We start from the raw sequence: 23240 nt of genomic DNA on the forward strand, positions 1-23240 counted from the left end.
GTGTAAATTTTCATTTACACGGGCTTTTTTTGTGGAGACGCCGAGAGTCGAACTCGGGTCCAGTGAAAGCACTTGAGAGCCTTCTACATGCTTAGTTCCCAGTTTAATTTTCGAGGTTCCGGAAGGATTGGAAACCCTCCTGTGCGAAACCCTTATCTTCTAAATCTCGCAGATATGATCGAAGCGGGTCATACTGCCAGTCTGAGGGTTGGTTGATGTGCGGCACCTCTATGTATCAGACATCAAGTGGGCGGCACAATGGTGCGCTAATTCCTAGAATTAGGCAGCCATGGCAAAACGTGTGTTGCCATATAAAATTGTTGACAATCATTTGTTAACGGAGTGAATTATCGTGCTCCGGCATGCTTACTAACCAGCTACATTTCCTGTCGATGCCATTACGTCCCCTTGTTAAAAGTGAAAAGACTAAAGACTAAAGACTAAAGACTAAAGTGTTGCCGCTTCTACTTTTAGAAACGACCTGCAATAATAACCCTTTTTGTCAGGAAAAAGTTCCTTTGCACGACAAAATAATTTTTCCCGGGATTTTCCCGGCTAAACTGAAGCCTCTCAGGATGTTTCAACCATAAATTCACCAAGCGACGATTCGGGCATCTTTCCCTGGTTTAAATTGTCCATTTAATACCATAAGTTTTCTCCTGTTTCAACTATAAAATACTTATTTTGTGCCCTGACTAATCAATAAAATCATGAAAATAGGATTAATTAAAGAAGGTAAAATTCCGCCGGATACCCGGGTTGCGCTTACCCCTGAACAATGCGCTGCGATCAAAGCTAAATATGGACTGGAGGTAGTGGTCATTGCTCAAAAGTCGAAGATCAGGGCTTATGGAGATGAAGAATATACCCGGCATGGTATTGCTCTTGTGGATGATGTATCAGATTGTGACCTGCTGATGGGGATCAAAGAGGTGCCCCTCGACGAATTGATTCCCGGGAAAACTTACAGTTTTTTCTCCCACACCATTAAAAAACAGGTGCACAACCGCAAATTACTCCAAACCATCCTGGCCAAAAACATTACCCTTATCGATTACGAGGTACTGACCGATGACAAAGGTCGGCGACTGATCGCTTTTGGTTATTATGCGGGCATGGTGGGCGCCCATAACGCCCTCTACACCTATGGAAAAAGAACCGGCGATTTTTCGTTAAAGAGACTCCACAAATGTTTTGATTATGCTGAGGCAAAAGCCCTCTATCCAGGCATTTCATGGCCCGCCGTTAAAATTGTGCTCACCGGTGGCGGCAGGGTAGCTTCAGGAGCCGTTAGAACGCTCCGTGACATGGGCATCAGGCAGGTTTCTCCACAGGAATACCTCGGGCAGGACTTCGACGAAATTGTTTTCACCCAACTGAATTGCGGTGAATATGCACAAAGGAAAGACGGTAAGGCTTTTGACATGCAGGACTTTTTCGCTCATCCGGCTGATTATGAAAGCATTTTTGAGCCTTACACTAAGGTGAGCGATATCATGATTAATGGCATCTTTTGGGACAACCGTGCCCCTGCTTTTTTTACGACACAGGACATGGCGGCGCCCCAATTCAATATTAAAGTGATCGCCGACGTCACCTGTGACATCGCACCTAATTCGTCCATTCCTTCCACCATCCGGGCCTCTAAAATTGCCGATCCCATTTTTGGGTTTGACCCGAAAACAGGAAAGGAAACCGCTCCGCACCAACCGGGCGTAATTGATATGATGACGATAGACAATCTGCCCAGTGAAATCCCCCGGGATGCCTCGAAAGCCTTTGGGGGAATGTTCATCGAACATATTTTGCCGGAGTTGCTCAAGGAAAAAAGCGATTTGATTGAAAGAGCTACCATTTCGACCCATGGTAAACTTGGTAAACATTTTCAATATCTTGAAGATTATGTAAAGAACGAAGCTCAGGGGGGGCAAACGGGTTAAAGCGTTCAAGTGGTTCAAGTGGAGCACAGCGATATCCCGGCATTATAAGCCCAAAACAGGTTCCCGTACTTTTTAGGTCTGGAGGATTCAAGTTGAACACTTTAAACAAAAAAAGTTTCCAAAATAAAACGCCCGGTCAGTATTTCAACTGCCCGGGCGTTATTATTATCACCTGATCCTAAAGCCATTACAGCTTTTAAAAGACCGGCTTTATTCTTTTACTACGGATTTGCTCCATTGTTTTCCATTCAGGGAAAATCTGACATGATAAACCCCTTTGGCCAATGTGCTCATATCCAGTTCGAACACCTCTTTTTTATGGAGGTCACTCATTACTTCCTGTCCCAGGACATTGAATAATTGAATGCCATCCACTGCTTCACCTGTTCTGATGAACAAACGGGAAGTAACCGGGTTCGGGAACAATTCCACCTTTACCGGTTCAGGTTCATTGACTGCATCAATAATTGAAATATCAGCCCAATATCTTGGAAGTATCTGGTAGCCGCTGGTATAAGGTGAAGAAGAATCAAACTGGCCGCCTATTCCAACCAAATCGAAAGCATAATCAGGAACAGCACCTCCAAATATTTCAACATCATTATCAATACGCATGGCATAGGTATTGATTCCGTCAGTCACGTTTACATTAAAACCTGAGCCGCTGTTGGTCCATTGCCCCGGGTCAACGATGGTTAATCCGGTGATCATGACCAATTGTGATTCAGTCGATTCATCCAAAGCCGTTACTAGGGTCGGATCAAAAAGAGCATTTCCTGAAGAAACCATCCAAACAGAATCCAGGGCCACCTGAGCCAGACCACTAAACTGGTCGATCGTTCCCTGAACAATGACTTCATCCCCTTCATTGACCGTATAACCAAAGTTTCCGGTATTCAAAAAGATGCCAATACCCTCATTATTACTGTCGATAATGGTACACTGAATTCCAGCAGGTCGCTGATTCACTCCGTAAACGACCCCCTGGAGCTGACATTTAACGCCTAATGAGTCCGCCACTCCATCTGCATTCATTGTGGTAACCACCCCAATATCATATACAGGATAAAAAACATCATTATCCTCGATCTGAATGGTGTAAACATCAAAATTCGGATCGACGGTCGCGTTAGTGGAAGTCAGATTAAGTACGATATTTTCTAAATCCTCCGGCAACAGATCATCGATGATGGCTACCGGTAAATAAACCGTGTCAGTAGCAAAACCGGACAGGTACATGGTCGTATCACTCCAAAGAAAATCCATTCCTTCAGTAGCAGAAGAACCGGCTACATCAAGTGAAACGGTGACTTCCCATGCGACCAAATCACCCGCAGGATATTCAACTGCCACTTCAATGGTTCCCGCATCTTCGTTGACGATAAGACCTGTACCGATAAATTTCACGGCTCCGTCTGTACTCAACAACTCAATATCTGCTGTATAACGCGGCAATAACTGGTAACCGCTGGTATAAGGGGAAGAAGAATCAAATTGTCCGCCCAATCCGGTCAGATTAAATGGAGTCGTTGGAGCAAGAGTGCCGTAGAGATCCACATCGTTGTCGATCCTCATAGCGTAAGTATTCACCCCGTCGGTGACATCTACATTAAATCCAGAGCCGCTATTGGTCCACTGCCCCGGATCTACAATGGTCAGGTTTTCTATTTTTACTAATTGTGATTCGGTGCTTTCTTCAAGAACTGTGACTATGGTCGGATCAAACAAGGCATTCCCCGCGGACACCATCCAAACCGTATCCGGAGCGATTTGCGCCAATCCGTTGTATTGTTCGAGGGTTCCCCGGATGATGATCTCATCGCCTTCGTTGACCGTATAGCCATAATTGCCACTGGATTTAAATACCCCTACTCCGTCGTTATTGCCATCAATGATGGTAAACTGCATGCCGGCAGGTCTTTGGTTAACGCCGTAAACCACCCCTTGTAACTGGCATTTCACCCCTACTGAATCAATCACGCCATCTGCATTAATTGCCGTCACCAATCCAATATCATAAGGTGGATAATTAGGATCAACATCCATGATCAACTCAATATCAGCTATATAACGAGGTAAAATCTGGTAACCGCTAGTGTAAGGAGAAGATGAATCAAATTGCCCGCCCAATCCGGTCAGGTTAAAAGCACCAGTTGGTGCAGCAGTGCCATAAAGATCTACATCATTATCAATACGCATTAAATAAGTATTCACCCCGTCCGTAACATTTACATTGAAGCCTGAGCCGCTGTTGGTCCACTGTCCGGGATCAACGATTGTCAGGTTTTCTATTTTCACCAGTTGTGATTCGGTGCTTTCTTCAAGAACAGTAACTACAGTCGGATCAAACAAGGCATTCCCTGCGGACACCATCCAAACCGTATCCGGGGCGATTTGCGCTAATCCGTTGTATTGTTCGAGGGTTCCCCGGATGATGATCTCATCGCCTTCGTTGACCGTATAGCCATAATTGCCACTGGATTTAAATACTCCTACTCCGTCGTTATTACTGTCAATGATGGTAAACTGCATGCCGGCAGGTCTTTGGTTAACCCCGTAAACCACCCCTTGTAACTGGCATTTCACGCCAACTGAATCAATCACGCCATCCGCATCAAAAGCCGTCACCAGGCCAATGTCATAGGGAGGATAGTTTGGATCATTTTCAGCAATCAACTGAATATCAGCCATATATCTTGGGAAAATTTGGTACCCACTCGTATATGGTGAGGAAGAATCAAACTGACCTCCTAAACCTGTCAGGTTGAAAGCTCCTGTTGGTGCGGTCGTTCCGTAAAGATCCACATCGTTATCGATACGCATCAAATAGGTATTCACGCCATCGGTAACATCTACATTAAATCCGGAACCGCTATTGGTCCATTGTCCGGGATCGACCAGGGTCAGGTTTTCTATTTTCACCAGCTGCGACTCTGCACTTTCATCCAGAGTTGTTATGACAGTAGGACTAAACAGGGCATTGCCTGCAGACACCATCCAAACCGTATCCGGGGCGATTTGCGCCAGCCCGTTGAATTGGCCGATGGTTCCCTGAATGATGATCTCATCGCCTTCATTGACCGTATAGCCATAATTGCCACTGGATTTAAATACCCCGATTCCGTCGTTATTGCCATCAATGATGGTGAATTGCATGCCTGCAGGTCGCTGGTTCACCCCGTAAACCACTCCCTGAATCTGGCATTGCACGTTCAAAGAATCAAGCACTCCATCGGCATCCACACTGGTTACTGTACCAATAGGATAGGCAGGTAATCCCGGAAGCATATCCGTGTCCTCAATAATGATGGTGAAAGTCTGGTGTAAGATATCCACGTCGATATTCGTAGCAGAAAGCTCCAGGACAATTTGCTCCGTACTTTCAGGAATAGCATCATCAAATATCGGGATGGTAAGGTACATGGTATCAGTGGCAAAACCGGAAAGCAAACTGGTGGTATCGCTAAAAGTGTAATCCCAATCCAGCGTAGCCGTGCTACTCCCGGCATTGAGGGAAACGGTAACTTCCCATGGAACGAAATCCCCTGCGGGATATTCTACGCCCAATTGAACCGTACCAACACTTTCATCCACGGTAATCCCATCAGAAATAAAACGTACGAGGAAATCCGACTGACAACCAGATGCCGCGCCGGGATTGCCATAAACGCTTACCCCTGCAATATCAAATCCCGCATCCGTAGAAGCGGCCTGCCAATTGGCAGGGTCATTGTGATCGCCGGCATAGTCACATAAAACCAATGAAGAGCCAAAACCATCAGGTTCCAGCGGCCAGCCTCCTGCATCATCATAATTAACGGAATCAACCGTAATGCCGGCAGGATTTGCAATAGCAATATCTTCTCCGCCATTGCTCAGCCCACCACTGGTCCATTGAAAGGCCACGACGCCAAAATTATTAAACATTGCCTGGGAATTGACCGCGACAACGATGTAGGCGCCCGGGTTAATCGTATAATTCGGAAAGGTGTATTCCACGCCTTGGGTGAAGTAGTATCCTTCGAGGTTGATGGGATCGGTATCCGCCCCTGAGGCGTTATAAATTTCAATGTATTCCAGAGAATCCGTTCCGCTCTCCGGCGGATTGTAGCTTATTTCAGAGATGACGAGTTGGGCATGAAGGCCCAAGAAAGTAAGAACAAACAAAACAGGTAGTAGAACCTTTTTCATAGAAATGATTTTTTGTTAAAAATGTATGGGCAAGATAAAAAAAAGAGGCTGCATTAATGAATAATACAACCTCTTTTTAGCAATTATGACAAACTTATTGTCTAATCAATATTATTTAAACTTCCATTAAAACTGAAATCTGAGCGATACGTTAAACGTACGTCCTTTACCAAACTGCACGTAGTTTGATTTATTCACACCATTGTAGTTTTCAGATTCAGTAGTTGAAGGCTGAACGTTGGAAGTTGCATAGGAAATATACTCTGCATCAAGAAGGTTGTAAACGTTTACCCTCACCTTAAGAATATTGTCTCCAAAGTTGAATTTATAAGAAGCTCCGGCATCCAGCAGGCTGAATGAAGGCAATGAAATTACACCTTTATTATCCGGAGAAGAAAATACACCATCCTGTGGTCCAACTTCTGCATACAGGTTGTCATAGTAGTTGAAATCTGCATCGATCTGGAAATCTTTGGTGATTCTGTAATCAAGTCCAAGTCCCATGGTTGTCTGTGCTGAACCACCTACTTTCGCTCCATCGAGGAACAAGGCATCCACACTTTTCAGCAGTTTACGCTCACTGTCATAGATATCCTGAGTCGCATTGCCTTGGAATTGCCAGTTTCCGAGTGAAGCAAAACCTTTGATAACCAATCCTTTGGTGGCTCTGAATCTTGCGTCAAGCTCAGCTCCCATGTGCAACTGGTTGATGTTTGACTGGTTGCTAAATCCATCCGCCAGGAAAGTATATTCTGTTCCATCCTCCAAAGTGATCACATCCCCTTCGAAAATAGAACGTGTCTCAACTCTGTTAGTCCATGCCGTTCTGTACAGGTTGAAATTAAGATCAAATTTATCAGATCTCAATTTGTAACCTGCTTCCAAACCAATCACATTTTCGTTTTCTGCCACCTCGTTTACGGTATTTCCGTAATTCAGGTACAGGTTATCGTGGTAAGGTTGTCTTGAATAATAACCTGCATTAATGAAAATCCCATTGGATTCATTCAAGTTGTAGTTTGCACCACCCTTAACATTAAAACCAGGGTTAGTAATTTTTGCAGATTCTTCCTCAGCCACAGAATAACCATATCTGTCCCAACGGATGTGAGACTGAATAGAAGCAGAAGCCTGCAGGTATCCTGAAAGTGGTCCGGAAAGGTATTCCAACTGTCCAAATAATCCGCCGTAGCTGATTCTTTCATCGTAATCATACGCAATTCTATCGTCCACACTTGCTGTATTGAACAATGCAGACCATGGATCTGCTTTAAAAGTAGCAGAGATAATTCGTGGATTATTGGCATCGGCGCGAACACTGATATCCGTTTCATCGAAAGCAGTCAGTCCCAAAAGGTTAACCAATTCTCTGAAGTGAGTACCTTTGTAAGTTCTAAGGTCAGCACCTATACTGAAATTGAGTTTTTCGGACAATTGTGTTTCGTAAGTAGAAACGACACCATACCAGGCGTGGTTATTGGCTGAGGCTCTGATAGCAGAACCCGTGTAAGTTTTGGCATTACCTATACCACCTGCTACAGTACTATTATAATCAACCACGGCATCCCAGTTTATTGTGCCGTTTTCAGCAGTGCCATTAGGAATATAATTGGTACCATTTCCGTACCCTCCAGTTCCTCCACCACGTCCCCAAGAGGCGTAAACTACAGTAGATAAACTTGATTTTTCGGACATGTTCCATGACCAGTTAAGGTTGGCAACTGGCTTATGGTAATAATTTCTTCTCGAAGAAAGATATTCACCATTAAGGAGTCCCCAGTTATTGTTGAACTTAGCGTTAATATTTCCGTCTGCATCCTCAAAGGCAGAAATTTTCTTTGTAAAATTCTGATCGTGCCACTGAGGAGCCCCTGTAATCAGGAAGTTGAGGTTATGTTTTTTAGAAGCCTTATAACCCATTGAAACGAAATAGTTTTGTCCCTGGCCTTTGGTTCCGTCAGCCCAGCCATCACCTTGCCAGTGGGTAAGCAAAGCGGTGATACCAAATTTATCATTCATTAAACCAGTGCTGTAAGCAACAGTTCCTTTGATGTAGTTATCATTACCGTAGGTCAATTGAGCCCAACCACCTTGTTTTGCATCAGTGGCTTTGGTGATGATGTTGATGGTACCTCCAACAGAAGAGATCGCCAGTTTGGAAGAACCCAATCCTCTTTGAACCTGAACCGCGTTGGCAATGTCATTCATACCTGACCAGTTTGACCAGTACATTTTACCATCTTCCATACCGTTGATAGGCTGACCGTTCAACAGGAATGCAGTATTCGTTTGGTCAAATCCACGGGTATAAACCTGGGAATCTCCAAAACCACCATTCTGGTTGGAAACGTAAATGGAAGGGGTGTTTTTCATGACTTCAGGAAACTCTGTGTTACCAGATTTCGCCTGAATTTCAGCAAATTTAATGGTAGAAACAGCCACAGGAGTTCTCCTGTCCTGCGCGACGTCGACTACCCCAAGTACGACAACTTCACCAAGGCCAACAGCAGTTGAACGCATGAGGATAGTTCCCAGGTCCAAACTTCCTGAAACATCAATTGTTTTTTCCATTACATCGAAACCGACGTATGAGAAAACCAACGTAGTAGCGCCTTTGCCCGGCACGGAGAGGTTGAAGTCCCCGTTGAAATCTGAAACAGTACCCGTTGAAGTGCCTTTAACCAAAACCGATACCCCTATTAAAGGGTCTTCCGTTTCAGCATCAACCACTGTACCTGTAATGTTATTCTGAGCAAAAGCCACAAGAGCTGCCAGAAAGAAAAAGCAGAATGTAAATAGCTTCTTCATAATAAATTAAGTTAATTAAGTTAATGAATAAAATCCACCGTAAAGGTAAACAACCCCAGTCATTTAACCCGAAACTCAGGTTAACTTTTTGTTAACTTTCAACTTGGAACAAGTCGATTAATTTTCATTTCATTCAATATCAGGGGCTTAGAAAGTCTTTTTAATAAAAAAAAATAAATTAATCCATTTTTTTTTGGAAATTTGTTCCAAAATAAGGCAAAAAAATATGACTATAAGATATTCCATCCTGGTCAGCGCCCTGACCCTGTTCATGGCATTTTCAATATGTCCAAAAGAAAAAAAAGCAAACAGTGTAAGCTTAATTGAATCACTGCATTATAATGAACAGCACCCTAAATATTTTGTGAGCGCGCATCGCGGAGGACGTTACATTAAAGGCTTCCCGGAAAACGCCATGCCAACCTTTGAATATACCCTCCGGCTTGTTCCAAATACCTTTTTGGAAATGGACGTCAATATTACTTCCGACAGTGTGTTGGTTTTAATGCATGATAACTCCCTTGAACGCACCACAACGGCTTCCGGGCTTGTTTCAGAAACGGATTGGGCCACAATGAAAAAGGCTATGCTCAGGGATGATTTCGGCAATATCACCCCTTTCCATATTCCTGAATTTACGGAAGTATTGGATTGGGCGAGACCCCGAGGAGTGATTATTAAAGTAGATATCAAACGCGGAGTTCCTTACGAAAGAGTTATACGAACCATTGAAGCCCACGGCATGACAGACCAGGTCATTCTGATTACTTACACAGCCGAAGGGGCTGCCGAAGCTTATAGCCTTACAAAGGAAATGATGATCTCTGCCTCTATCCGAAATATGGCCGAATGGCAACGGATTCTTGAAACCGGCATTCCCGCCCAAAACCTCATCGCCTTTACCGGGACCATCATGTCGGAACCTGAATTATACCAGACACTCCATGCCAATGGCATCCTTTGCATCCTGGGTACGATGGGGAATATCGACAACAAAGCCGCAGCAAAGGGCATGAGTGTTTATCACGATTGTATGAAGGCAGGTATTGATGTTTTCGCTACGGATTATCCTGAGGCTGCAGAGGCTTCTATTCGGACCTTTCATCCCTAATTCACAAAACGTCTACCGGTTAAACTTGCCATGAAAGGGAAGCATTAATAATGTTTTTCGTTCATGGCAGGTTAGTAATTCCTTCAAAATTACAAGGTCTGCGACGTCCTGCCGCAGAATTGTCGTAACTTTTTGATTGATAAAAGAAAACAGCCCAAAAAAACGACAAAAAAGTTTAAAATCTATTCACATTACATTATATTTGGGACAGGGCATATTGTTTTGAGGGTGATATGCTTTTTTTAAATTTTTGTTTGCCCAAAAAAGGGTGGCCAAAAGCAATTATTATACTTCAACCCCTTTCTCTTGCTTATCTTAGGTTACTTTCAGACATTTTAAATGTCTTAAAATATATTTCGCCCGACTTAGATGTAATTATACCATTTTATTCATATAATCTAAACCAACTATGTCTTTACCAAAAGTACTACTCATGTTGTTGGTCTGGTTACTTTATACTATTGTTGCATACAAAGGTTGTATAGAACAATGCTGTACTTCCGGTACAGGAGATGCAGTAACCGAAACAGTCCAGGACACCGTTCCTCCAGCACCTAACCGCTATGCGCTGGATTCTAAATGGGGCGATGCTACGGCTTTTACCAACGACGGGTTTGAAACCTTCAAGGAAAGAATACTTGCCGGCATGACAGCAGATAACATTCTGGAAATCACCGGTGTTTATTTCGAAGGGGAAGAAAAACCCGAAGGATTTGAAAACATGGGATTTGCCCGTGCCGAAAACATCAGGAAATTGTTCGCCAATGATTTACCTGAAGATCGCATCAGGCTGCGCGCCCGTTTAATGGACGAGTCTGAGAATTCCAAAACCGGTTTCTTCGAGGCAGGAATATTCGACTGGATAGAAGTCGAAAAACAGGCCGAAGCTCCGGACCTGCAAGAACTGGAAGACAGGGTCATTATCCGGTTCCCTTCCAACTCTACCGCTAAAAAAGCCGATCCTGCAGTCGATGAATATCTGGTAAAACTTGCCGAAAGGGTAAAAGTAAGCGGCGAAAAAATAACCATTACGGGACATGCCGATAACCAGGGAGATGAAGAGGCTAACCTACTACTCAGCAAAAAACGTGCTGAAAAGGTCAGGGACATATTACTTACCAAGGGAGTCAGTAAAGATCAGATTACCGTAGATCAAAAAGGCGAAACTCAACCTGTTGCCTCTAATGAAACAGAAGCCGGCAGACAGGAAAACCGTCGCGCTGAGGTTCGGTTGATTAAACAATAAATTTAACAAAACAAAAATTATAATATAATGAACGATCATATCATATTATTGGATTTTTTGGGAATGCCCAACTGCTTTTGGTGGTGGGTACTTGCTTCCCTCGGAGCATTTCTTCTTGGTTGGTTACTCCATTGGTTGCTGTTTTCCAGGAATCTCAAGGAACAGATTGTTTCCCTGACTTCAGAAAGAGATGATTTTCATAACAAGTTCACGGCCATGGAGAAGGATTACATGGGATTGAAGTACAAATTTGATGAACTTGAAAAAGATTACAATAAAAACAAAACTTCCCTACGTTTGTGTGAAGCCGACAAGAGCATCCTTTCTCACAAACTTGAAACTGCCCTTGGAGGATCAGGCATTGTAGTGGGTGGAGGAACCGATGGAGCTGATGATAGTGTCAGCGATTATGCAGCCATCCTGGGTTCAGACAACCTTCAGATTGTTGAAGGTATCGGACCAAAAATTGAAGACCTCCTGAAAGAAGCTGGAATAACCGACCTCAAAGCCCTGGCCGCAGCCAGTCTTGAAAAAATTCAGGGTATTTTAGACAAGGCGGGGTCCCAGTACAAAATGCACGATCCAAAAACCTGGTCCAAACAGGCCCAGCTGGCTGTTGATGGCAAATGGGATGAATTGATAGCCTTCCAAAAATTCACGGATGCCGGTCGTGATGATACTGGAAGTTTTGAAACACCGGCCAAGATTGAAAAACTGCTGCTCAAGAAATTTGGGTTTACCACCAATGCTGAGGATCTGAAAATCGTGGAAGGTATCGGACCAAAAATTGAAGACCTGCTAAAAGCTGCCGGCATCAAAAATCTGACCGACCTTGCCAACGCCGCCGAGGCCTCCCTTCAGAGCATTCTTGATAATGCGGGGGATAAATACCGCCTTGCCGATCCATCTACATGGGCCAAGCAAGCCGGGTTGGCCGCGGCCAGCAAATGGGATGAGCTCAAAAAGTACCAGGATTTCCTCAAGGGAGGCAAAAATCCCAAGTAAAGTAAAGATGTAAAACGGAACATAATGATGTAAAACCTGTCTCCCGTAAAGGAAGACAGGTTTTTTTTTCGAAATATGAGTCATCCCGAATTTTGCCGACCGGCAAAGTTTGGAATTTTTTTCAATAAACTGATTGTCAGATAATTATAACTTTTTATGGTTTTTTAAATTTGAAACAGGTTACATTCAACTCTTTCAGAGTTGGTTTTTGTTCCTTTTTTGGCAGTATTTCATACTGCGTTATTGATATTTATCCCCATTCGGGGAAAAATTTAATCTTCTTTTTAAAAATTAACTCTATTCTTAATCCATTTCCCGAAGGGAATTAACCTGCCTGCCTGCCGGAAGGTATTAATGGCAATGGATGTAATCCATTGGAAATCAAATAAAAATAATCTCAACTCTACCTGGCGTCGCCGGAAGACAGGTCTGAAGGAGTTGAATATATTGCAGATAAATATTGTTAATATATTTTCAGCATCCATTTGAATTAAAAAATTCGGGATGAACTCATGTTAAAAATTGAGTTTGGGTAATTCTTTTTTATCATAATGATACAAAACATCAGACTGTTGTCAATAAAACAGCACCAATCCAGAAATTCCCTTAAATTTGCCCCTTCAAAATTTTAATAATAAGTTATGCCAGGTATTTCTAACAGAGCACAACACGTTCCTTTGTCTCCATTCAGGAAATTGATTTCCATAGCAGATGAGGCAAAAGCCAGGGGCAAGTACATTTACCATTTGAATATCGGGCAACCGGACATCGAAACTCCGGTAGAAGCCATGGAAAAACTGAAGGCCACGGATATTACCATCCTTGAATACAGCCCTTCCATTGGTTATGCTTCCTACAGGGAAAAAATGGTAGGATACTACCACAATTATGGCATTCATGTAAAGGCTGAGGATATCATCATTACTACCGGAGCCTCCGAAGCCATTCAATTTATTTTCCAGACCTGCCTGAATGAAGCGGATGAAATTGTCATCCCCCAGCCTTTTTATGCGAATTACAACGGTTTTGCGCATATGGCGAATATCAACATACACCCGATTACCACCTTTATCGAAACAGGGTTTGAATTACCCTCTCCGGAGGTATTTGAGTCCATGATAGGCCCGAATACCAAGGGCATCATGATTACCAATCCAAACAATCCGACGGGTTGTCTTTACAGTAAGGAAATCCTCATGGAACTCGGCCGTCTTGTCAAAAAATATGACCTGTACTTTTTTGTGGATGAGGTGTACCGCGAATTTTGTTATGAGGGCCAGGAATTTTTCTCCGCCCTGAGTATTCCAGGGATTGAAGATAATGTGATCGTGATTGATTCTATTTCGAAGCGTTACAGCGCCTGTGGTGCGCGTATCGGAGCGATTGTCACCCGAAACAAAGAGGTATTGCAGGCCGTAACCAGGTATGCCAACCTGCGGTTGAGCCCTCCCGGATTAGGACAAATACTCGGCGAAGCACTTGTTGAAATGGACGGAACCTATCTGGATCAGACCAAAGAGACTTATGATCGGCGCAGACAGGTGGTATTCAATCGTTTGCAAAAGATGGAGGGAGTTACCAGTTATCTTCCCGGAGGGGCATTTTATTGCTTCGCCCGTTTCCCCATCGATAGCGCAGAAGATTTTTGCCGGTGGCTGCTGGAAGATTTTGAGTATAAAGGGGCCAGCCTGATGTTATCCCCCGGCAATGCTTTTTATTGCGGCAACCAACTGGGTCACAACGAAGTACGTATTGCTTATGTATTAAACGAGGAAAAACTCCACGCAGCAATGGATTGCCTGGAGCAGGCGTTAATCGCCTACCAGTCAATTCATAAAACTACAAAAATGAATGAATTGCCGGTTTAATAAGGTGCTCCTTCCTCTATCGCAGATTTTTTCTTATTGCGGTACCAAACGTATCCAATGCCCCCTATGAGAAAATACGGCAAAGACAAAAGATACAAAATACCTGAATTGAGCCCTTTTCCCTCCGATCCTCCGTTTTTCAGGTTGGATTCAGCAGACATTCTACACATGGGGCACTGTGCCTCAACAGGTGTACTTACCTGGAAAGTAAAGGCTATTGACAGGCAAAAGCTTAAAATATAGAATTTCTTCCTGATTTTTTTTAAACTCATTTTTTTAAATTTAACCATAATAAGGTAATAACATCAGATAACAAGCCGGTCCGGTAATGGCGACATACAACCAAAAAGGAAAAACCCACCGTGCCATTTTACGATGTTTTGCAATCTGATTGGTATAAGCCCTGATAAAGGTAAAAAGAATAAAGGGAAGAATCAGCCCGGCAAGCAAAATATGTGTGCCCAAAAGGATCAAATACACCATTCTTGTGCCTCCAGCTGCTAATTTTTCCGCATCAGTCAGGATGCCATCATGATCCATATCTCCGAAAATAGTCTCCGGCATCGTAATATGATAAGTAACATAAGACAATAAAAATAAAAGAGACAACCCAAAAGCAATATAGATCATCTTACGGTGCATTTCAATATTTTTATGCCTGATGAACCAAAAGGCTGCTAAAAGTACCAGGGCCGTTATCGCATTTACGGTAGCATGGAAAGGCGGCAAAAAGCTAAAATCCCAACCTTCCGGCAGGGGGATTTTCACCTGACGCATCATGCCTACCAAAAACAGGACCACTACGGTAAAGGCCCATGCCCATTTTTTTAGCTTATTTGCAAGTTGAATATTTTCTTCCATATATTTTGTTGCTGGTCGCTGCGACTGTAAATGGTTTAATTTTTTTCGATTTCATATTTCCCGGCTCTGCTTTCTCCTGCCGGCAAAAACATAATAATGTGGCGCACAAGGAGCTGGCTTTCTGCTTCGTCCAGTATATTGTAATAGCGGCGGATCGTTTGAGCTGTATCACAAAATGCTACGAGATTATTTTCTCTAACATTGTCTCCTGGCTCAAATGGAAAATGAAAACCTTCGGAGGCTAATTTTTCCAATTCCCCCTCTTTTTCCTGTACAAAAAAACACCTGTTAACGTCACTGAGTTCAAAGGATTGAATATAATCCGTCAAACCATAGTGTTGTATGGAGTCATTTTCATTTTGAGGTATAAAGTTGAGCAGCAAAACATCTTGCCGATCTTCAAACTGAGTTAAAAGTTTTTTGAGGATTTCACCCTTCTCTCCATTTTTGCCTTGCTGGTTGGGTTCCATGAAATTGACGACCACAAGATTGTGCTTTAATCTTGAGTTATCAATGGTGTCTCCTTTATAGTTGAGCCCTTCAAATTGAGGTGTTTCCCCCAGATCCTTCAATTCAGCCATGAGTTCCTTGCGGTAATCCACTCCTTCCTCGAGGAAATAAAGCGCTGCCACCGGTAAAACAATCAATAAGAAAAACAGACTCAGGAAATTTAATATATTCTTTTGTTTTCTCGTCATCGGTTTATGTTGAATGCCTAATTATAAAACACAAAAAAGCGATCTCTGTTTAAGGAACAAAGATCGCTTTTTTATATAAATTATGATAAAAGTGGTTACCCCCTTCCTTTCAAAATATATACATCTTCAGTGAAATTCATTCCCTGTTGATCCACAGGAGCCTCTTTCTTCACCTCTGTACTGCCTTCATTCTGGCGGCGGTGTTTCCAGGAGTTTCCTTCCTGGAAAAAAGCGATAACTGCCCAGACTAAAAGAGTGGTAGGCAACAATACACTCCATGCCAGCCCTCTCACTTCGTATTTCATGTGCATAAACTCATAAATGATAAAGTAAGCTTTATACAAAGAAAAGGCGATCAGCAAAAAACCGATAGTATAGTGTGCCCAGGTCAGCCCTTTTACCCCATCAATCAGATGGCCTTTACCCACAAGGGAAAAGAATACTTCCACCAGGGTTACAACAGCAAGCAGTCCCAACCCAAAGAAGACTCTTTTTTTACTATCCTCATAACTCAAATGTGCCATTATATTTCGTTTTAAATATTATCAAATTAAAGTAAGTAAAATACGAGGAATACAAACACCCAAACCAAATCCACAAAGTGCCAGTACAGTCCAATTTTTTCTACCATTTCATAACCGTTCTTACGCTTGACATAAACACTGCCGGCAGCGTTGATCAGGATAATGAGCAGGAACAATACCCCGGAAAACACGTGAAAACCGTGAAAACCGGTGATAAAAAAGAATAAAGCACCGAAAGCTTTGGGCCCGAATTCCTGGGTCATCACTTTTCCCTGCATATCTCCTTCAGAAGTTACTTTGAATTTCCTGAAGACGAAACCATTTTCATCCATAACATACCCTTGATGGTCACCAGGTTCATAGGCGATGGCTTCTGCACCATGTTCTCCGGCAGCTTCTCCATGACCCGCTTCTGCTGCAGCACCATGTTCACCTCCGTGGACTTCTGCCCCTTGATTTACATGTTGTTTATGAATCAGGTAACTGTCACCGGCCACAAAAGCTTCTTCCGATTCTGTTCCATCAGGATTGAGGTACACTCCGGAAAAGGCATGAGATCCAAAAGGATCACGGGTAATAGACATATGCTCTCCGGAAATCAGGTTGTTCCACTCCCAAGCCTGGCAGGAAAGGAATCCCAAACCGCCAAAAACGGTAAGCAACATCCAAAAAACAACGCCTCTTTTGTTCTCTCTGTGTCCTTCCTGTACCGCACGCACCATAGTCACGGAGCTGATGATCAAAAGGAACGACATAAAAGTCACAAAAAGTAAGGGCATCTTGACCTCATGGCCAAAACCCAGGTTATTGAAAGGTGCCGTCGAAAATACAAAATCCGGCACCGGCCAGGTCGGGCTGCTAAAACGTAATGCCCCGTAAGCAATAAGAAAGCCTGCGAAGGTAAAGGCATCAGATAACAGGAAATACCACATCATGAGTTTTCCGTAACTAACCTTCATCGGTTGTTTTCCACCCGACCAAAGGTCCTCGTTCTGCTGTTGAACTTCCGGTTCATGTGCTGAATGATTCGCCATCAGTTATATCAATTTAAATAATTACTATTGCAATAAAAAGAATAAAAATAAATACACCCACAGGAAATCTACAAAATGCCAGTAGGTGAGCGTCAGTTCCAAACGCAATGTTCTTACCGGGGTAACCTTAAATTTAAGGGAAAAAGCAACGATAGTCGCCACCATAAGGGCTCCCACGCCTCCCAAAACATGTCCGGCATGCAACCAGGATAATGCGTAAACAAAATCTCCGGAAGCATTGGTCTTTAACGGTAATCCGATTGCTTCAAGGCCCATCCAGCCCTGGTATTGTAAATAAAGGAAAAAAAGCGCCAAAACCATCGTCATCAACAGCATTGGTTTGTATAGTTTTTCCTTACCTGATTTAAATGCGTTGTAAGCCGTGTGGAGCGTAATACTGCTCAACAGCATCACAAGAGTACTGTAAATAAAAGCTGTAGGCATTTTAAATTCAAGCCAGTTGCCCGAAGCATGCCTCACCACATAAGCACTCGTCAATGAAGCAAATACCATCAACATACTGCCGCAAGCCACCCAAAGTCCAAACTTTAGTGGGTGAATCTTACTCCTCATGTACGGTGTTGTAGTCAAGGTTGTTGTGCTCATTTTATAAATTAAATCTTATCGAGATAAAAAGCGATAAAGGTTAAAGGGATATATAAAAAGGAGAAAAACATAAGCTTTAAAGCTCCCTTCCTTTCGAATTTTCTGAAAAAATTCCAGGAAAAATATACGAAAACCAATCCCAAACCTGCCGCAATAACTGCTGATATCCACCCTGTAACGCCTAAAATCCAGGGCCCCACGCTTACTCCTGAAAGCAAAATGGCATAAAACAATGCCTGCAAACCAATGTTCCGGTCCGGGCCCTCTCCATCTGATGAGGCCGGGATGAACCGGAAACCTGCTTTTTTATAATCTCCAAATCCGAGGTAACCGATGGACCAAAAGTGCGGAAACTGCCAGAAAAACTGTAAACTGAATAAAGTCAGTCCCAGTAAAGTCAGTCTTCCTTCCGCTGCTGTACATCCGATCAGCGCCGGTAATGCCCCGGGAATCGCTCCCACGAAAATGGCTACAGGAGCTATCCGCTTCAGGGGAGTATAAATAAAAGCATAACTCACCAAAGCCACCATTCCGAAGAATGCGGTCCAAGGATTGAACATTGCCAGGAAAATGATTCCCAATAAAGTCATCATACCCGCAAGCATTACAGCTTCCCCTGTTTTCATCCTTCCTGAAGCCAGTGGCCTTCCTGCCGTTCGCTCCATCAAGCAGTCATAATCCTTTTCAAGTACCTGGTTGAGGGTATTTGCTGCACCGGTGACCAGGAATCCTCCGAGGAATAAAATCAGCACCGCAGTCCAGCTAATGGGCCCGTTCGAAGCGATCAAAAAGGCGAGGACAGAAGATAAAACCACCGTCAGCGTCAACCTGATCTTTACCAGCTGTGTATAATCCTGCACTTTTTGCAGGACGAGATCTTTTACCTTTAAACTATTAGTATCCGTTTTTACCGACACTCCATTATTTTTTTATACTAAAACTTCACTTACCAAAAATTTCTCTGGTGCTTAATGCACATGCTTTTCATTATCTTTCAACGGCTCAATTTGAGGCGTAAAATCCTGCCCTTCCTCATCACTGTAATAATCGTATGCCCAACGCTGAACGGTAGGCAATTTTCCTGGCCAGTTTCCGTGACCCGGACGTATTGGTGTGGTCCATTCTAAAGTTGGCGCACCCCATGGGTTTTTAGTCGTAACCTTTTTGCCTTTCCAAATGCTGTAAAAGAAATTGACCACAAAAATGATCTGGAAAACAAAGGTAATGATAGCAGCAATGGTAATGAACTGATTGATACCGTCAAAGTGACTGAACGTCTGGAAAACATCAAATCTGTAATAACGCCTTGCTACCCCGGCAATCCCCAGATAGTGCATTGGACCGAATACGGCATAAGCCCCGATGAGCGTCCCCCAGAAGTGAATTTTCCCCAGAGTTTCGTTCAGGAAACGTCCATACATTTTAGGAAACCAGTGATAAACACCGGCAAACATTCCGAAGAAGGCCGCAACCCCCATTACAATATGGAAGTGAGCCACCACGAAATAGGTATCGTGCATTTGAATATCAATAGCTGAATTTCCGAGGAAAATACCTGTCAATCCACCGGAAATAAACATAGATACAAATCCGATGGCAAACATACTCGCCGCCGTAAACCGGATATTCCCTCCATATAAAGTCGTTATCCAGTTAAACACCTTCACCGCTGAAGGAACCGCAATGATGAGGGTAAAGATTACGAAGAAATTGGCAATGAACGGATTCACCCCTGACATAAACATGTGGTGAGCCCAAACGATAAAGGAAAGAAATCCAATCGCCATCATGGAATAAACCATGGCCTTGTAACCAAAAATCGGCTTGCGTGAGTGTACCGCCAAAACCTCAGAGGTCAAACCCATCGCCGGGAGAATAATGATATATACTTCAGGGTGACCCAGGAACCAGAAAAGGTGCTGATATAAAATCGGGCTACCTCCTACCCTGTCGAGTACCTGACCATTGATAAAAATTTCACTCAAATAAAAACTGGTGCCCAAACTACGGTCAAGCATCAAAAGGAAAAATCCTGATACCAATACCGGAAAGGATAACAGACCGATGATTGCTGTAAGGAAAAAGGACCAGATGGTCAAAGGCATACGCCACATTCCCATTCCTTTGGTTCTGAGATTCAGTACAGTGGTGATATAATTCACCCCACCCAACAAAACAGAAACCACGAAGAATACAAGGCTTATCAGCCAAAGCGTCATACCAACACCCGAGCCCATAGAGGCCTGTGGCAAAGCACTTAGAGGCGGATAGGCTACCCAGCCCCCGGCAAAAGGCCCTGTACTGACGAACAAGGAAGAAAGCATTACCGCTCCTGCCAAAAAGAAGAACCAGTATGACAACATATTAAGGAAAGGCGAGGCCATATCCCTGGCACCTATCTGCAATGGAATAAGCAGGTTACTGAAAGTACCGCTCAATCCGGCTGTAAGCACGAAGAATACGATGATGGTACCATGCAGAGTCACCAGTGAATAGTAAAAATCCTGGGATAAGGTTCCGAACCCTGCCGCATCGACAGTGATCCATTTCCCTAACAATGGTTTTATCCAGGCCATGCTCTCTTCAGGAAAACCCAATTGCATCCTGAAGATCAAAGACATGCTTGCACCAATGATGGCCCAGATCATCCCCGTGATGAGGAATTGCTTGGCGATCATCTTGTGATCCTGACTAAAGATATATGTAGTGATAAAATTCGACTGATATTTATCTCCATGATGGTGGTCATGGAAATGATCATCATAGCCGTATTCTTGTATCAGAAAGTCATCCCGGTCAATTTCAGGAGTTTTAGAAACTACATTTGCCATTTTCTGATTATTTTATTGTTTTTCTTTGAGTGTATCTAATTAATTTAAGGATATGAGCTTCGATAATTACTCTCCGCTTGTTTCCTCACCTGTTTGGGTTGTATCAATTTCCGGTGTAGTAACGGTTTCACCAGGAAGTGCTTTACCGTTATAAGGATCTTCATTCGTATTTCTAATAGCAGTCAGATAATATGATTTCTGATCCGCCAGCCATTTATCGTATTCTGCCTGCTCAACAATTCGAACCACCTTACGCATACTAAAGTGACCATTACCACATAACTCGGCACAAGCCAGTTCATAATCGAAGGTTTCCCACAGCTGTTTTTCAGGATCATTGGGATCCGGTTGCTGGTATTCAGGATAGGTACTCAACTGCGCCCGATAATCGGCAGTGGTGGTGATAGGGGTAAATACAAAATACGTAGGCATACCCGGCACTGCATCCATTTTTACCCGAAAATGCGGGAGGAAGAAACTGTGCAATACATCGCGAGCCCTGATCTTCACCCTGACCTTCTTTCCTACAGGAAGTACGATCTCGTTGGCATGAATATCATCCCAGTTGGCAGCGTCCGTCCAGTCCTGGCCAAGAGGATTGGAGCCATTGATGAGGGTATAATCCCGATCTCCCAGTTTTTGATCCGGCCCTGGATAACGAAGTGCCCAGGCAAATTGATAACCGGTAGCCTCAATTTCCATAAAATCTTCATCTTGTCCTACATCGGCCATCACCTCATTCCATGCATCGAGACCTCCGATCACCAGCAATGCCATTGCGATAGCAGGAACGCCGGTCCAAATGATCTCCAGTTTGGTATCATGAGAAAAGAAGATGGCTTTTCTCTTAGAATTTCCACTGTATTTAAAGGCAAAGAAGAACAAAGCAATCTGTGTCAGCACAAAAACAATGAGGGTCACCCACAACGTCAATTTGAAAATATGATCAAGAGCCCCCCCGTGAGCTGATGCCGCCGTATGAGGTCCGAAACCCAACATAAAGTTCTTGTAATAAATTGCCGAGGCAAAACTCGCTACGAGGAAAACCACCATAAATATCAGGAAGTAGAACCCTACCCTGCGGTTGGTTGCATTTTGCGCCTCTACTTCACCTTTTATTTTATCCGTAATTTCTGTCACCTTTCCAATCTGGAGCGCAATGATGACAATAAGAGCAAAACAAAGAATAATGAGTAAACCGGTCATTATTTTTTTTATTTAAGTTTTTCTGTGAATTTGAATTCTTTCTACACGTGATGGTGCAAACTCTCGCCCAAATAAGGGTCATTTTCCGGCACTAAGGCGGCCTGGCTCAACCTGTTTAATACAAAATAAAGGAAACCGGAAAGGAATCCGACCATTGTACCCAATTCCAGCAAACCCGGCATGGTGTACCCCATGGCAAAAATATGCTCGCCATGTCCGTGCATTGCCGTTTCGCGAATCCCCGGTTTCAGCATCAGGAAGAAATCCATCCAATGTCCGAGAAAAGTAATGATGGCAACAAGAGCCAACGTTCCATATTTACGTTTGGTATCATTCCTCATTAAGACAAAGAAAGGAACAATAAAGTTCAGCACCAAATTACCAAAAAAGAGTACCGGATAATTTTCCCTTCTCAGGAAAAAATATATCGTTTCTTCCCCGTTATTGGAATACCAAATAAGCATGTATTGAGAGAACCACAAATAGGTCCAGAAAATACTAAATGCAAAAAGATATTTTCCCAAATCGTGCATATGTTCGTCGGAAACGTTCTCATAGTAACCCTTTGATTTCAGGTAAATCATCAACAAGATGACTGAAGCAAAAGTAGCTACGAACCAACTGATGGTGGCGTACCATGCAAAAAGTGTACTGTACCAATGGGCATCCACTGACATGACCCACTGCCATACGATGGCGGCGCTGGAAAATCCTGCCAGGGGCAAAAAGATCGCTGACCAAAGGCGTATTTTTTTGTAATGCGCATAATCCGTTGTACCCGATTTATCTTCATCGAGGGAAAAACTTCTCAGTTTTATGGCGAAGTAAATCCACATACCAACAATGATAATCGTACCAAAGGTGTACCAGTTTTTATTGAGGAAACCTGATTTCCCACTTAATACTTCGTCTACAAAACCATCCTCATCTGCCAGAAAAGCCTGTGGATCAGCCCAGTGATACAGGTGGTGGAAATGACCCCAAAACCCTGCAATAATAATGATCATCAGCACCAATCCTGGAATGAGGAAAAGAGAATAAGCTTCAAACACCCTTTTGAATACGACATACCATCCTGCCAAAGCAGTGGTAAAAGCTGTATTGATAAAAAGCGCCAGGAAAGCTATTCCTGTAAAGAATACTGAATTGTGCAGGAAGTTGGACCAAAAACGGGTATGGTTGGCGTCATCTCCTAAAAAAGTTACGAGCAAACACAACAGCCCCAGGATCATGCCTCCAATAAGTACTCGTTTTTGTTTCGATTCGAATGAAAATTGATTCATTGCTATAATTACTTTTTACTTTCTTAAT

The 23240-nt window shown here is 43.2% G+C and carries 17 protein-coding genes and 1 other RNA gene; 5 read left to right on the forward strand and 13 right to left on the reverse strand.

The annotated features are described in order from the left end of the window. Positions 1 to 29 precede the first annotated feature (29 nt). Positions 30 to 408: a transfer-messenger RNA gene (gene ssrA / locus H6571_17720) on the reverse strand. Between the two features lie 302 nt (positions 409 to 710). Between ssrA and H6571_17725 the strand changes: the two genes are divergently transcribed. Continuing rightward, positions 711 to 1940 (forward strand): alanine dehydrogenase, encoded by a 1230-nt coding sequence (locus tag H6571_17725; protein ID MCB9325582.1) that lies wholly within the window; start codon positions 711 to 713, stop codon positions 1938 to 1940. Between the two features lie 210 nt (positions 1941 to 2150). On the opposite strand, the gene H6571_17730 is transcribed toward H6571_17725, so the two are convergent. Both H6571_17730 and H6571_17735 read right to left on the reverse strand, forming a co-directional pair. After that, positions 2151 to 6131 carry a lamin tail domain-containing protein gene (locus tag H6571_17730; protein MCB9325583.1) on the reverse strand — a complete coding sequence of 1327 codons (3981 nt, stop codon included), beginning with the start codon at positions 6129 to 6131 and terminating at the stop codon, positions 2151 to 2153. A gap of 126 nt (positions 6132 to 6257) precedes the next feature. Then, positions 6258 to 8939 carry a TonB-dependent receptor gene (locus H6571_17735; GenBank protein ID MCB9325584.1) on the reverse strand — a complete coding sequence of 894 codons (2682 nt, stop codon included), beginning with the start codon at positions 8937 to 8939 and terminating at the stop codon, positions 6258 to 6260. Between the two features lie 226 nt (positions 8940 to 9165). On the opposite strand from H6571_17735, the gene H6571_17740 reads away from it, so the two are divergent. The 4 genes from H6571_17740 to H6571_17755 all read left to right on the forward strand — a co-directional run bounded on the left by H6571_17740 (position 9166) and on the right by H6571_17755 (position 14169). Next, on the forward strand, positions 9166 to 10050 hold the full coding sequence (locus H6571_17740) for a glycerophosphodiester phosphodiesterase family protein (protein ID MCB9325585.1): 885 nt from the start codon (positions 9166 to 9168) through the stop codon (positions 10048 to 10050). Positions 10051 to 10459: 409 nt separating this feature from the next. Further along, complete coding sequence (locus tag H6571_17745) at positions 10460 to 11296, forward strand: OmpA family protein (protein MCB9325586.1); 837 nt, start codon at positions 10460 to 10462, stop codon at positions 11294 to 11296. Between the two features lie 27 nt (positions 11297 to 11323). Beyond that, on the forward strand, positions 11324 to 12301 hold the full coding sequence (locus H6571_17750) for a hypothetical protein (GenBank protein ID MCB9325587.1): 978 nt from the start codon (positions 11324 to 11326) through the stop codon (positions 12299 to 12301). Between the two features lie 641 nt (positions 12302 to 12942). Further along, complete coding sequence (locus H6571_17755) at positions 12943 to 14169, forward strand: pyridoxal phosphate-dependent aminotransferase (protein ID MCB9325588.1); 1227 nt, start codon at positions 12943 to 12945, stop codon at positions 14167 to 14169. Here H6571_17755 and H6571_17760 read toward each other — a convergent pair. From H6571_17760 to H6571_17805, 10 genes are all read right to left on the reverse strand, one after another. Next, complete coding sequence (locus H6571_17760; GenBank protein ID MCB9325589.1) at positions 14166 to 14441, reverse strand: hypothetical protein; 276 nt, start codon at positions 14439 to 14441, stop codon at positions 14166 to 14168. The two genes, H6571_17755 and H6571_17760, sit on opposite strands and share 4 nt — an antisense overlap. 10 nt (positions 14442 to 14451) lie before the next feature. Continuing rightward, complete coding sequence (locus H6571_17765) at positions 14452 to 15030, reverse strand: DUF420 domain-containing protein (protein ID MCB9325590.1); 579 nt, start codon at positions 15028 to 15030, stop codon at positions 14452 to 14454. Positions 15031 to 15065: 35 nt separating this feature from the next. After that, positions 15066 to 15728: a hypothetical protein gene (locus tag H6571_17770; protein MCB9325591.1), complete on the reverse strand. Its 663-nt coding sequence runs from the start codon at positions 15726 to 15728 to the stop codon at positions 15066 to 15068. A 95-nt stretch (positions 15729 to 15823) separates the two neighbouring features. Next, entirely contained in the window at positions 15824 to 16252 is a 429-nt protein-coding gene (locus H6571_17775; protein ID MCB9325592.1) for a cytochrome C oxidase subunit IV family protein, read from the reverse strand. Between the two features lie 26 nt (positions 16253 to 16278). After that, complete coding sequence (locus H6571_17780; GenBank protein ID MCB9325593.1) at positions 16279 to 17286, reverse strand: cytochrome c oxidase subunit 3; 1008 nt, start codon at positions 17284 to 17286, stop codon at positions 16279 to 16281. 24 nt (positions 17287 to 17310) lie between these two features. Next, positions 17311 to 17892 carry a heme-copper oxidase subunit III gene (locus H6571_17785; GenBank protein ID MCB9325594.1) on the reverse strand — a complete coding sequence of 194 codons (582 nt, stop codon included), beginning with the start codon at positions 17890 to 17892 and terminating at the stop codon, positions 17311 to 17313. 8 nt (positions 17893 to 17900) lie between these two features. After that, positions 17901 to 18809, reverse strand: a complete 909-nt coding sequence (gene cyoE, locus H6571_17790; protein MCB9325595.1) for a protoheme IX farnesyltransferase — start codon at positions 18807 to 18809, stop codon at positions 17901 to 17903. 51 nt (positions 18810 to 18860) lie between these two features. After that, positions 18861 to 20723, reverse strand: coding sequence for a cbb3-type cytochrome c oxidase subunit I (locus H6571_17795; protein ID MCB9325596.1), 1863 nt, complete (start codon positions 20721 to 20723; stop codon positions 18861 to 18863). Positions 20724 to 20789: 66 nt separating this feature from the next. Continuing rightward, entirely contained in the window at positions 20790 to 21929 is a 1140-nt protein-coding gene (locus H6571_17800) for a cytochrome c oxidase subunit II (protein MCB9325597.1), read from the reverse strand. Positions 21930 to 21970: 41 nt separating this feature from the next. Then, a complete protein-coding gene (locus tag H6571_17805) occupies positions 21971 to 23212 on the reverse strand; it encodes a hypothetical protein (GenBank protein ID MCB9325598.1) in 1242 nt (413 codons plus the stop codon). Positions 23213 to 23240 lie beyond the last annotated feature (28 nt).

This window comes from Lewinellaceae bacterium, assembly GCA_020636105.1.
Taxonomy (GTDB): domain Bacteria; phylum Bacteroidota; class Bacteroidia; order Chitinophagales; family Saprospiraceae; genus BCD1.

Coding starts and splice junctions, on each gene's coding strand:
- H6571_17795 (MCB9325596.1), bottom strand. CDS start 20,723: ATGGCAAATGTAGTTTCTAAAACTCCTGAAATTGACCGGGATGACTTT.
- H6571_17755 (MCB9325588.1), top strand. CDS start 12,943: ATGCCAGGTATTTCTAACAGAGCACAACACGTTCCTTTGTCTCCATTC.
- H6571_17745 (MCB9325586.1), top strand. CDS start 10,460: ATGTCTTTACCAAAAGTACTACTCATGTTGTTGGTCTGGTTACTTTAT.
- H6571_17780 (MCB9325593.1), bottom strand. CDS start 17,286: ATGGCGAATCATTCAGCACATGAACCGGAAGTTCAACAGCAGAACGAG.
- H6571_17750 (MCB9325587.1), top strand. CDS start 11,324: ATGAACGATCATATCATATTATTGGATTTTTTGGGAATGCCCAACTGC.
- H6571_17760 (MCB9325589.1), bottom strand. CDS start 14,441: ATGAGTTTAAAAAAAATCAGGAAGAAATTCTATATTTTAAGCTTTTGC.
- H6571_17725 (MCB9325582.1), top strand. CDS start 711: ATGAAAATAGGATTAATTAAAGAAGGTAAAATTCCGCCGGATACCCGG.
- H6571_17765 (MCB9325590.1), bottom strand. CDS start 15,030: ATGGAAGAAAATATTCAACTTGCAAATAAGCTAAAAAAATGGGCATGG.
- H6571_17805 (MCB9325598.1), bottom strand. CDS start 23,212: ATGAATCAATTTTCATTCGAATCGAAACAAAAACGAGTACTTATTGGA.
- H6571_17775 (MCB9325592.1), bottom strand. CDS start 16,252: ATGGCACATTTGAGTTATGAGGATAGTAAAAAAAGAGTCTTCTTTGGG.
- H6571_17785 (MCB9325594.1), bottom strand. CDS start 17,892: ATGAGCACAACAACCTTGACTACAACACCGTACATGAGGAGTAAGATT.
- H6571_17800 (MCB9325597.1), bottom strand. CDS start 21,929: ATGACCGGTTTACTCATTATTCTTTGTTTTGCTCTTATTGTCATCATT.
- H6571_17740 (MCB9325585.1), top strand. CDS start 9,166: ATGACTATAAGATATTCCATCCTGGTCAGCGCCCTGACCCTGTTCATG.
- H6571_17730 (MCB9325583.1), bottom strand. CDS start 6,131: ATGAAAAAGGTTCTACTACCTGTTTTGTTTGTTCTTACTTTCTTGGGC.
- H6571_17735 (MCB9325584.1), bottom strand. CDS start 8,939: ATGAAGAAGCTATTTACATTCTGCTTTTTCTTTCTGGCAGCTCTTGTG.
- H6571_17770 (MCB9325591.1), bottom strand. CDS start 15,728: ATGACGAGAAAACAAAAGAATATATTAAATTTCCTGAGTCTGTTTTTC.